The sequence below is a fragment of the Cytophagia bacterium CHB2 genome (assembly GCA_030263535.1).
GTDB lineage: Bacteria > Zhuqueibacterota > Zhuqueibacteria > Zhuqueibacterales > Zhuqueibacteraceae > Coneutiohabitans.
In genome coordinates this window covers 19,730-31,054 of record SZPB01000021.1, presented here as the reverse complement: position 1 = coordinate 31,054, position 11,325 = coordinate 19,730, and the positions used below count along the sequence as shown (strand labels likewise).

The window sequence follows — 11,325 nt, the reverse complement described above, 5'->3', positions numbered from 1 at the left end:
GGAAACTCTGGCGGAGGAAATAAAGCTGTTGGGCAATGCTGAGCATCGCGCCGAGTTGGCAGCGAGAATCGCCCATGTTTTAGAAGAGAGTGAGACTGCGGCGCAACTGCAACTGCGCACCGCTGGTGAAGCATTAAGCGAGTTGGTTGAAATCGATGCGAGTTTGCAGACGCTGTTCAATGATTTCAAAGCCGCGGAGATTGCCGTACGCGAGACGGTAAAAGAGATGCAGGGGTATCAAGCGCGCATCGAATTTGACGCGAATCGCCTCGAACAAGCGCGGCAACGCCTGGCCGATTTGCAAAAACTCAAACGCAAATACGGTGGCTCCATGGCCGAAGTGTTGAAACACTTTGAGCGCCTGGAAAAATCTCGCGCGGAATTTGAAAATTTTGACACAACGCTGGCGGACTTGGCGCAGCGCCTGCAAGCCGCTGAGCAAACCTGCGCAAAGCTTTGTCTGCAACTTTCCAAGAAAAGGAGGGAGGCAGCCAAGCAATTGCAAACCGCGGTGCCGGAAGTTCTGGCCGAGTTGGGCTTGCCCTCTGCGACATTCGAAGTCCGGCTCTCCGTGCAGTCGCAGGCAGACGGCTTTGTCGAAGTCAAGCAGCAAAAGGTCAAAGCCACGCGTGAGGGCATAGACAATGTCGAATTCTTTATATCGGCAAATCGCGGCCAGGAAGCTGCGCCGCTGGTCAAGGTTGCCTCCGGCGGCGAAATCTCGCGCATCATGCTGGCGTTGAAATCGATTTTGGCGGAACGCGATGAAATTCCGGTTTTGATCTTTGATGAAATCGACAGCGGCGTCTCGGGGCGGGTGGCGCATGCCGTGGGAAAACGTTTGCAAAAACTGGCAAATTCGCATCAGATCCTTTGCATTACGCATTTGCCCCAAATTGCAAGTATGGGCATTAGTCATTTTCTCGTCGAAAAGAAAATGAGCGGCGAGCGCACCCAAACGAGTGTGCGGCGCCTGGCCGCGAAAGAGAGGGTTAAGGCCATTGCCAGCCTGCTGGGCGGCGAGAAAATTTCAGAAACGCATTTAAAAAGCGCGCAAGAGTTGCTGGCAGAGGCAGGGAATGCGGCGGGGTAGTTGTTGACGAATTAGAAATAAATAACTTCGCATATCTCAAACCGCGAATGAACGCTAATAAACGCGAATTAGAAATAGGTTAGCGTACATTCGCGTTAATTAGCGGTTACAGGAAATGGGTATGTTATTTAAATGGTGTTCCTTAGTATTTATGTCTCGTGACTGACGTTACAACAGGACGTTTTTTGAGGATCGGGCGCCACCTCTTTGACTTTACAACTTGATCTTAGGAGCAAACATCATGACGCAGACACAGCGGATTTTAGGCACGTCGCTTTTTTCATTACTCTTGGTCGTCGTCGGCCTCTTCGTGGTATGCAGCGGACGAGTGCAGAACGTCGGCTTTGAAGACGAATTTGGCGACAATACCGAAATGCCTGCCGGGCAGGACACATTCGGACCGGAAGGCGAAGTCACAGGCTCGGGCGCGTTCAGTGACAGCGACGTTCTCAGCCGGTTGGATATGTTGGAGAACGAAAGCGAGGCCGCCCCGGCTGACGATGACATGTCCAGCGGCATGTTTACGGATATGCCGGAATCGAATACCGGCGGCAACCAGGCGGAGAGTTTCCTGACGCCCGAGTTGTTCAACAGCATGCGTGCGCAAGTCGAAGAGCTTTCCACGATTTCATCCAGCAAAGATCGCGCGATTGACAGCTTGCGCAACGAGCTTAAGAATGTCAACTATCAGATCGCGGCGTTGGAAACGGCCTCGCAGACGCAGCAGATCGCCAGCGCACAGCCCGCCTTGCCCGCGAAGATCGTCGATGATTCCAAAGTTTATAATACCGAATATGGCGCCTACTATCAGGATGCTTTGGATGATTATTACGTGCGCAACTACGGCCGTTCCATTCGCAAATTTCGTGAGTTGCTGGCGCGCGGCGGCAGCTCGCAACTGATTGACAACTGCCAATATTGGATCGGCGAAGCTTACTTCGCGCAAGGCAATTACTATCAAGCCATCGCCGAGTTCCAGAAAGTGCTGGCCCTGGGCGGCAACAACAAATCCAACGACGCGCAATTGATGATCGGCATCGCCTACATGAAAGCCGGCGAAACCGAACTGGCGCGCTCGGAGCTGAATGCGTTGATGACTTTTGCCAGCAACTCCAACTCAGCCAAGAAAGCGGTAAAGTATCTGAAGCAACTTGGCGCTTGAGTTTAACTGACTTTGACAAAGAAAAGCCAGGGCATTGTGCTCTGGCTTTTTTTGTTTGCCGCAATAAAAGAAACTGATTTGGCTCGAAATCCTGTTGCAATTGCCCCATTAGTTTTCTACTTTCGCCGTCGGTTTGATCAAACTTCTCAATCTCATCATTTACACCTCTGCAATCATGTCTGGATTCGTTCATCTCCACAATCATTCGCATTACAGCTTGCTCGATGGCGCGTGCCGCATCAAAGATTTGGTGAATGCGGCCAAGCGTTATCACATGCCGGCATTGGCTCTCACCGATCATGGCAACATGTGCGGGGCTGTGGAATTCTACAAAGCCTGCAAAAAGGCCGATATCAAGCCGGTGATCGGCGTCGAAGCTTACATCGCGCCGCGCAGCCGCAAAGAAAAGGTTGCGCAAAAAGGGGGCATGGCCGACACATCCTTCCATCTCGTTCTGCTCGCCAAAAATTTTCAGGGCTATCAAAACATCATGCGTTTGGTTTCGATCGGATATCTCGAAGGCTTTTACTATCGACCGCGCATCGATCGTGAAGTCCTGCAAAAATATCACGAAGGCATTATCGTGCTCTCTGCCTGCTTGAAAGGGGAGGTGGCGCAAGCTTTGCTTTCGAATAATTATGAAGGCGCCAAACAAATTGCATTGGACTATCGCGAGCTGTTCGGCGACGATTATTATCTCGAAATCCACAAACACGGCATTCCCGAAGAAGATGAGGTGCGCGAGAAAGTCACTGAGTTGAGCCGCGAGTTGAGCATTCCGCTGGTGATCACCAATGACACGCATTACCTCAAGCGCGAGCATTCGCAGCCGCATGACGTGCTGATTTGCCTGCAAACCGGCAAGGATCGCGACGATCCCAATCGCTTGCGCTACACTACCGACGAGATCTATTTCAAATCCCCTGACGAGATGAAAGCCACGTTTCCCCATCAAGAGGAAGCGCTGAACATCACGGAAGAAATCGCCAAGAAATGCGATCTCAAGCTGGATTTTGATAAGGTGCATTTGCCTTCATTCGCCTTGCCGGAAGAGCATAAACAAAAATCGCTTGATGAATATCTTGAGATGCTCGCCTACGAAGGCTTGCGCCAGCGCTATAAAGAGATAACACCAGAACTGGAAGCGCGCTTGAGGCACGAGCTGGCCGTGATCAAACAAACACGCTACGCCGGCTATTTTCTCATCGTGCAAGATTTCACGCGTGTCGCGCGCGCCAAGGGCATTCCGGTTGGACCCGGGCGCGGCTCAGCGGCCGGCAGTTTGGTGAGTTATTGCATCGGCATCACCAACATCGATCCAATCAAATACAATTTGATCTTTGAGCGCTTTTTGAATCCCGAGCGCGTGACGATGCCCGACATCGACATTGATTTTTGTTATGAACGCCGCGAGGAGATGATCGCGTACGTGCGCGAAAAATACGGCGAAGCAAACGTCACACAAATCATCACGTTCGGCACCATGGCGGCGCGCGCCGTGATTCGCGACGTGGGCCGCGTGATGAAGATGCGCTATAGCGACGTCGATAGAATCGCCAAAATGATTCCTGCGACCATCGGCATCACGCTTGACAAGGCGCTGGAGAGCGTCAACGAGCTGCGTGATCTCATCGAAGGCGATCAAACCAACAAGCAGCTTGTCGATTACGCCAAAGTGCTGGAAGGATTGGCGCGGCATGCTTCGACGCATGCGGCGGGCGTCGTCATCACGCCCGACGAGTTGACGAATTACACGCCGCTGTACAAATCGAACACCGGCGACATCACCACGCAGTATGATATGAAGGCGCTCGAGACCATCGGCGTTTTGAAGATGGATTTTCTCGGCCTGCGCACGCTGACGGTGATCGACAAAACCTTAAAGATGCTCCAGCAGCGCGGTATCGATCTTGATATCGACAACCTCCCGCTGGACGATGCTGCGACATACGCCATTTTCGGCAACGGCGAAACCATCAGTTTGTTCCAATTCGAAAGCTCGGGCATGCGCGAATATCTCAAAAAGCTCAAGCCGCAATGCCTGGACGATCTCATCGCCATGAACTCGCTGTATCGTCCGGGGCCGATGGACATGATCGATGATTTCATCGCACGCAAACAGGGCACGAAGCCGATCGAATATTTGCATCCGTTGCTCGAGCCGGTTTTGAAAGAAACGTATGGCATCATCGTTTATCAGGAGCAGGTGATGCGCATTGCCAGCGATCTCGCCGGGTTCACGCTGGGCGGCGCGGATTTGTTGCGCCGCGCGATGGGGAAGAAGATCGTAGAGCTGATGCAGCAGCAGCGCAAATTATTCGTCGAGGGTGCAGCCGCACGCGGCATTTCCGAGAAGATTGCCAATCAAATTTTTGATTTGATGGATAAATTTGCCGGCTACGGTTTCAACAAGTCACATGCCGCGGGTTACTCGCTGGTGGCGTATCAAACCGCTTATCTCACAGCGCATTACCCGGCCGAATACATGGCGGCGACGTTGACCAGCGAAATGAGCAATACCTCGCGCATCGTGACGTTGATCGATGAATGCCGGCGCATGGGCGTGACGGTTTTGCCGCCGGATGTCAATGAGAGTCTGGCCGAGTTCGTCGTGGTCGATCAGAAAATCCGTTACGGTCTGGGCGCGGTGAAAAACGTCGGCCTGGGCGCGATTGAAAGCATAATTGCGGCTCGGCAAAAGGGAGGGAGGTTCACTTCGATTTTTGATTTTTGCAGCCGCGTCGATTTGCGCGTGGTAAACAAGAAAGTTTTGGAAAGCCTGGTGCAAGCCGGCGCGTTCGACACGATTTCTCCGAACCGCAATCAACTCTTGCTCGGGCTGGATGCGGCGACGTCCTTTGCGCAGCGTGAGCAAGATGACCGGTTTCGCGGCCAGGTTTCCATATTCGACGACGCGCCCGCTGAAATGGAAATGTCGCCCTCTCTGCCGGAAGTTCCGGATTGGCCGCCGGACGAACGCTTGAAGCGCGAGAAGGAATTTCTCGGGCTTTATCTCTCCGGCCATCCGCTCGACCGTTTCGCGGTGGAAGTGAATCTATTTTCAAAGCAGCGTTTGCAGGATTTGGAAGGCATGCGCGACGGCGTGCAAGTCATGGTGTGCGGCATGGTCACCAATGTGAAAACGATTCTGGATCGCAAAGGCAATCAAATGGCCTTTGTGACTCTGGAAGATTACGCCGGCAGCACCGAGGCCATCGTCTTCAGTGATGCGCTGAGCTTGCATCGCGATTTATTGCAAGTTGACAACGCCGTGGTGATTGTCGGCCGCACCTCGAGCCGCGATGAAGAAGAGCCCGCCAAGATCATGGTTGAAAAAGTTTTGAGCATCGACGAGGCGTGGCAAACCATTCCCAAAAAAGTTTTGCTCGACATGCCAATCGACAAATTAAATGACATGCTGGTGCAGCGGCTGTCGCAAACCTTGCGCATTCATCAAGGCGTTTGCAGCCTTTATTTTCGCGTGAGCGGGAAGGATTTGCCCATTTATGATTTTCAATCGCGCAGCTTGAAAGTGCGGCCGAATGCGGAATTCGTGAAGTTTGTGCGTGAAAATATTGGACCGGAGGCGGTCAAGTTTGAGATTGCGGTTCCGAGTGAAAACACGCAAAACCCGCGCAAGCGCGCGGCGATGGGCTAGTGTTTTGGCCAGGGTTATTTTGCGCGTGTCATGGATGCCGGCGCCGTGATCGCGCAGCCGAGAGGGTGGAGGAGTCGATGAACAAACGTGAACGAGCAAGGACTTGCAGACATGACGATTCTATCCATCTCTCAAATTTTGGCGCAACCGCGCATGCGGTTGTGGCATATTGTCTCAACGTTTGATAACACGCCGCGATGGGTGGAGAGCGTTACAAGTGTGCAGCATATGCGAGGAAACCCGCGGGGCGTCGGTGGCATTTGGCGGGCGCAATTGAATCCAGAAGAGCACACGCAAAACGTTGAATTTGAGATTACGGAATGGCTCGAGGGCGAACGGTTCAGTTTACGTCCGGTGCAGCGCAGCGGCGTGTTGCACGGGATCGAGTTGTTCCAATTGGTTTTCGATCTCGGCGAGCAATCCCCGGCTGAGGCGAGAATCGGCCTCCAATGTGAATATGAGCCGCGCAGCAAGTTCGGACGCATTAAAAATCTGGCATTTCTGCGGCGCCAGTATATAGCTTCTCTCCATGACATTATCGATTCGCTCAACCGGCTGTCGAATAGCGAATTTGCACGATCTGATTTCTAAAAGCCCCTTTTGGGGACGGCGTAGAGACCTAAATTTTTCTCAAGTTATCACAACAAAGTGCTTGCAAAAAACCTCTTTTTTTTCTAATGTAGCAGTCGCTTTGCAAACACGATTGTTATTTGGCATGGCTGATCACCCATGAGTCTTGTCAGCGATATCATGGCAGTGATTCCGGCATACAACCCTGGCGATACGATTGTCCGAGTTGTGCATGACGTCAGCCGTTATATCCAAAATGACCAGATTCTGGTGGTTGATGACGGTTCGACGGACGGTTTGGCCCAGCGCTTGAAACAAACCGGGGTACGCGTGATAAGTCATCCGCACAATCGCGGTAAAGGCGCGGCGTTACGCACGGCATTTGAGTACATCAAGAATCAAACGTCAGCATGCGCTGCTGTGGCGCTCGACGCCGACGGCCAGCATGACCCGTACGAGATTCCACGATTCCTTCAAGCGTTTCGTGAGCGGCAAACTGATTTGATTATTGGGTATCGTGCATTTGATCCTCGCGTCATGCCTTTGCCGCGGATCGCCAGCAACCGGATCACCAGCGCCTTGCTCTCGTTCAAACTCGGGCAGAACATCAAAGACAGCCAGTGCGGCTTTCGACTCTATTCCCGACGATTGATCAATGTCGTCGAGCTTGACACGGCGGGGTATGAAACAGAATCAGAGATATTGATCAAGGCTTGTCAAGGTGGATTGCGGCTTGAATTCGTTCCGGTTTCAACCGTATATGCCGGAGAGAAAAGCCACATTCGCGGATTAAGAGATATTCGTCGATTTGTAAAATTGTACTTTCGCAATTAGTCGAGATCGGGGCGTAGCGCAGTTCGGCTAGCGCGCTTGGTTCGGGACCAAGAGGTCGGAGGTTCAAATCCTCTCGCCCCGACTAATTTTATTAAAACTAATATGAATATGTGCCAAAAGGGAAGAGCCAGAATGGGGGTTAATTTTCTAACCCACCATCTTGTTGACATAACAGAGAATCGAGTATATTGAATATTGGCATTCCTCTGTGTTATTCCCCCCAAAAAATCGTCGTGTGAATATTAAATCGATTTCCGGACGTCCTCAATCTGTTTTGCGTGGCGCTCCATATGGGCTGCCAGGAATTCAATGAATTCCACCCCGTTCAGCGGGCCAAGTGAAATCGTGTTTAGCCACACGTGTTCCAATTGAGTAAGATCAGCGGCTTGTACAAAATCCATGGTCTCGTTGCGCGCGCGGCGCAGTCCCGCCAGCAAAACTTTGGCTGGAATGCCTGGCGATGGCTCCATCTCCTCACGGGTTTTAACAGGACTCTCGCGGTGGCGAATTTGGTCGAAGTTCGGTTTCTGAATTTCAGCGCGCGCCGGTGCACTTTCACGCCGGCCTTCAAGTAAGTCTTTGAGCTGCTGTAACCGTTGTACTTCGACAAGAATTAAATGATGAATAATTTCCTCGATTGACCACGATTCCGCGTTCACTTTCAAGTCCCACTTTTCCACAGGGATATCTAATACCTGTTTTTCAAGAGCTTGCAAGCTTCTGTCCAGGAATCCGCTCAAATGCTTTTGGGGCGCTTCCATAAGATTTTTTTTCATATGAACAAATCCACGCTTTTGGTTTAGGATATTGAGTTGCGACCTCGCGCGTCGCGTAAAATATACTTAGTTTTTCGCCGTTTTCCCAGGTTGTTGCTATATTACCATGTTCTTAAACCCATCCACAGACAAATCTTTCAGGAGAGTCACGTATGAAGTCCGTCAATTTCAAGCTTCGGCAATTCATGGTCGCAGCTCTGGCTGTCGCAATTATTGCTTGTGAAAAACCTCAGCAAGAGTCCGCAGCACAGGCACCGGCAGATTCTCAGCAAAGCGCTGATCAACAGCAAACCGCAGCGCCGGAAACTGCCAGCACAGGTCAGCTTGACCGTGGGCAAATCGAAGAAATCGCCCAAAAAGAAATAAGCGGCGGCAAGATTTTCGAGGGACAGGTTGAGCATGAGAACGGCGTGGTAACCTACGAGCTCGGGCTTAGAAACGAAAGCGGCATCTTTGAAATCGAAATTAACGGCGCCAACGGCGAAATTATCGAACGCGAAGACGTTACGGCTCAGTTCGAAAGCGAAGGCAAAACACTGCCCGCCGAGATTCCGGATCTAACCGTGCGTGATGCGGCTGAACAGGCTGCGCTGGCAACAACGCCCGGTGAGACCATTGAGTGGAAACTCAAAGATGGCGATAGCGGACCGGTTTATAGCTTCACCATCCGCACCAACGATGGCAGCTCGCGCAAAGTCAGAATTGCCGCGGGAACGAACGAGGTTATCTCACAAGAATGACCCATTCGCCGCGCGGGGAAATTTCCAATTGCTTTTGATCAAGAATTGTGCTAAAGAGCGCAGGCAATATTTTCAGAGAATAATTCTGTAAAGCATCACGGTGGCTCAATGAAACGCGAAACGATCATCGTATGCTGCGCCTGTTTGCTTGCGCTCTGCTGCACTCAAAATCAGCAGGACAACCAAAAACCCGAAACCATCCGGCGCCTTCCTGACGCGAGCCGCGAGTTTGGACAATCGGTAGTTCCGCCCGCGCAAACCGAACGCAAGGTCACTCCCGTCGATTTTCATGACTTGCAGGCAATGTTACCCGAGAATGTGCTCACGTTGGAGCGTGAAGCGACTACCGGTGAAACCTCAGCGGCATTCGGTTTCACCATGTCAACGGCCGAAGCGCAATATGACGACGACGAAGGCCGCAGCCTGACGATCAAGATCACCGATCTTGGTTCGCGGCAAAGCCTGGCAAGCATGACGATTTTTTCCTGGGCGATGAACGATTTCGATCGCAAAACAAACGCGGGCTATGAAAGAACGATCAGCTATCACGGTTATCGCGGCTATGAGAAAGCCGATCCAGAAAGCAGCGTGTTAAATGTTTTGGTGGCCGATCGTTTCGTCGTCGAAGTAAACGGCTATCAACTTGAACCGGCCGATCTGAAAGCTGCACTGGCGCTTATTGATTTGGGAAAATTGGAGACAATGAAATCATACGGCATTCCGTAATCGGACGGTGACGGGTAGCGGCTATCTCATGCTTTTCTTGAGCGCAAAGTAATCCTGGAAAACCCTCCCCCCTATCGGCGCGGCATCTAACGCGCCTCGCCCCTCTTCCAAAAATACGACGATCGCAATCTCCGGCTTTTCAAATGGTGCAAAGCCAATAAACCAGGCCGCTGTTTTGCTGCCAAAATACTCGGCTGCCGTGCCGGTTTTTCCGGCTGCGATCACTTCAGGCACGCTTGCATTGACACTCGTGCCATAAACCACACTTTGCCGCATCCCCTCTTTGATATAACGCAGCTCATCTCCGAAGGGAAGCGAGCCTTGCAGCTCCGGCCGAGAATTTCTCCAAGCTTCTGCGCCAGTTGGATAAAAAGGGCGATACAACCTTCCGCCATTGGCAAGCGCTGCGACGAGGCGCAACATCTGTACCGGGGTCACGGCCATGGCGCGCGCGTGACCGATGGCAAAACTAATGCTTTCTTCTGGCGACACCCATTCCGGCAATTGTCCGCAATCTTCTTGCGCAAAGTTGATTCCCGTGCATTCGCCCAGCAACAGTTGACGCGCCGTTTTGGTGAGCTGTTCGGAGGGCAAATGCCTGACGGCTTGATAGAAATAGACGTTGCATGAATTTGCCAGAGCCTGCAGGAGATTCTGCTCGCCGTGCCCCTCTCTCAGCCAGCAACGATAGGTTTTGCCATCTATCTGGATTTGTCCCTCACAAAGAAATTGCTCCGCCGGATTAACCGTGCCATTGCGGAGCAAGCTCAGCGCTGTTACAAGTTTGAAGATCGAGCCGGGCCGGGCTGATTTTTGTACGCCCAGCGTCTCATTGACAGCGGCCCACAACACACCGTTGTGCGGATTCATCACGAGAATACTGCCGCTGCGCTCGCCCAAAGCCTTCGCGCAAGCCTGGCGAAAGGCAAGCAGGTTGGCATAATCGTTTTCGCGACTAGTGCACGACGCCAGCAGAAAAAACAGCGCGCCGCTTATCACAATCGCCGCCAATGCTCTGCGGAAGTTTGCGTTTCGGAGCACGTTATTTCTTCATCAATGCCAGCATATCTCTCACCGCGCGCTCCATGCCGACCAGAATGGCGCGTGCGACGATGGAATGCCCAATGTTCAGCTCCTCGATTTCGGGGATGGCCGCGACCTCCCTCACGTTTTGATAATTCAGGCCGTGTCCTGCGCTCACCCCCAAGCGCAGCTTGGCCGCGGCAGACGCCATCGCGCGCAGCTTTTCCAACTCATCACTAATGATGTTGAGATTTTCGGCATGCGCATAAGCGCCGGTATGCAACTCAACATAATCCGCGCGCACGCGGGCCGCGGCTTTGATTTGTTGGATATCGGGATTAATAAACAAGCTCACGATGATGTTGTGATTCTGCAAAGTCGCAACTGTCTCTTCGAGATATTCCTGATTTTTGAGCACATCCAAACCGCCCTCGGTGGTAATCTCCTCGCGGCGTTCCGGCACCAGGGTCACCATGTCCGGCACAACTTCGAGCGCGATTTTCACCATTTGATCCGTGGCCGCCATTTCCAAATTCAAATGCGTCTTCACCATTTCCTTCAAGAGATACAAATCTTTGTCTTTGATGTGGCGGCGATCTTCCCGCAAATGGCACACAATACCATCGGCGCCGGCCATTTCCGCCACCATCGCCGCGGCCACGGGATCGGGTTGCCGGTCTTTCCTGGCCTCACGCACGGTTGCGACGTGATCAACATTCACTCCCAAACGAACCATCATTTCC

The 11,325-nt window shown here is 52.3% G+C and carries 9 protein-coding genes and 1 tRNA gene; 7 read left to right on the top strand and 3 right to left on the bottom strand.

Going from position 1 to position 11,325, the window contains the following annotated elements:
• Nucleotides 1–1,334: 1,334 nt before the first annotated feature.
• From FBQ85_04060 to FBQ85_04040, 5 genes are all read left to right on the top strand, one after another.
• Nucleotides 1,335–2,255, top strand: a complete 921-nt coding sequence (locus FBQ85_04060) for a tetratricopeptide repeat protein (protein MDL1874331.1) — start codon at nt 1,335–1,337, stop codon at nt 2,253–2,255.
• Nucleotides 2,256–2,430: 175 nt separating this feature from the next.
• Nucleotides 2,431–5,913: a DNA polymerase III subunit alpha gene (locus tag FBQ85_04055; GenBank protein MDL1874330.1), complete on the top strand. Its 3,483-nt coding sequence runs from the start codon at nt 2,431–2,433 to the stop codon at nt 5,911–5,913.
• Between the two features lie 111 nt (nt 5,914–6,024).
• Entirely contained in the window at nt 6,025–6,504 is a 480-nt protein-coding gene (locus FBQ85_04050; GenBank protein MDL1874329.1) for an SRPBCC family protein, read from the top strand.
• Nucleotides 6,505–6,642: 138 nt separating this feature from the next.
• Nucleotides 6,643–7,317 (top strand): glycosyltransferase family 2 protein, encoded by a 675-nt coding sequence (locus tag FBQ85_04045; protein MDL1874328.1) that lies wholly within the window; start codon nt 6,643–6,645, stop codon nt 7,315–7,317.
• A gap of 7 nt (nt 7,318–7,324) precedes the next feature.
• Nucleotides 7,325–7,402: transfer RNA gene (locus tag FBQ85_04040), tRNA-Pro, on the top strand.
• A 157-nt stretch (nt 7,403–7,559) separates the two neighbouring features.
• On the opposite strand, the gene FBQ85_04035 is transcribed toward FBQ85_04040, so the two are convergent.
• Entirely contained in the window at nt 7,560–8,093 is a 534-nt protein-coding gene (locus FBQ85_04035) for a DinB family protein (protein MDL1874327.1), read from the bottom strand.
• Nucleotides 8,094–8,245: 152 nt separating this feature from the next.
• On the opposite strand from FBQ85_04035, the gene FBQ85_04030 reads away from it, so the two are divergent.
• Nucleotides 8,246–8,833, top strand: coding sequence for a hypothetical protein (locus tag FBQ85_04030; protein ID MDL1874326.1), 588 nt, complete (start codon nt 8,246–8,248; stop codon nt 8,831–8,833).
• A 108-nt stretch (nt 8,834–8,941) separates the two neighbouring features.
• A complete protein-coding gene (locus FBQ85_04025; GenBank protein MDL1874325.1) occupies nt 8,942–9,559 on the top strand; it encodes a hypothetical protein in 618 nt (205 codons plus the stop codon).
• A 21-nt stretch (nt 9,560–9,580) separates the two neighbouring features.
• On the opposite strand, the gene FBQ85_04020 is transcribed toward FBQ85_04025, so the two are convergent.
• Both FBQ85_04020 and FBQ85_04015 read right to left on the bottom strand, forming a co-directional pair.
• Nucleotides 9,581–10,600 carry a hypothetical protein gene (locus FBQ85_04020; protein MDL1874324.1) on the bottom strand — a complete coding sequence of 340 codons (1,020 nt, stop codon included), beginning with the start codon at nt 10,598–10,600 and terminating at the stop codon, nt 9,581–9,583.
• A 1-nt stretch (nt 10,601) separates the two neighbouring features.
• Nucleotides 10,602–11,318 (bottom strand): pyridoxine 5'-phosphate synthase, encoded by a 717-nt coding sequence (locus tag FBQ85_04015; protein MDL1874323.1) that lies wholly within the window; start codon nt 11,316–11,318, stop codon nt 10,602–10,604.
• Nucleotides 11,319–11,325 lie beyond the last annotated feature (7 nt).

Bases quoted from the DNA above. Each gene is read 5' to 3' on its own strand.
- FBQ85_04060 (MDL1874331.1), top strand. From the start codon at position 1,335: ATGACGCAGACACAGCGGATTTTAGGCACGTCGCTTTTTTCATTACTC.
- FBQ85_04055 (MDL1874330.1), top strand. From the start codon at position 2,431: ATGTCTGGATTCGTTCATCTCCACAATCATTCGCATTACAGCTTGCTC.
- FBQ85_04050 (MDL1874329.1), top strand. From the start codon at position 6,025: ATGACGATTCTATCCATCTCTCAAATTTTGGCGCAACCGCGCATGCGG.
- FBQ85_04045 (MDL1874328.1), top strand. From the start codon at position 6,643: ATGAGTCTTGTCAGCGATATCATGGCAGTGATTCCGGCATACAACCCT.
- FBQ85_04035 (MDL1874327.1), bottom strand. From the start codon at position 8,093: ATGAAAAAAAATCTTATGGAAGCGCCCCAAAAGCATTTGAGCGGATTC.
- FBQ85_04030 (MDL1874326.1), top strand. From the start codon at position 8,246: ATGAAGTCCGTCAATTTCAAGCTTCGGCAATTCATGGTCGCAGCTCTG.
- FBQ85_04025 (MDL1874325.1), top strand. From the start codon at position 8,942: ATGAAACGCGAAACGATCATCGTATGCTGCGCCTGTTTGCTTGCGCTC.
- FBQ85_04015 (MDL1874323.1), bottom strand. From the start codon at position 11,318: ATGGTTCGTTTGGGAGTGAATGTTGATCACGTCGCAACCGTGCGTGAG.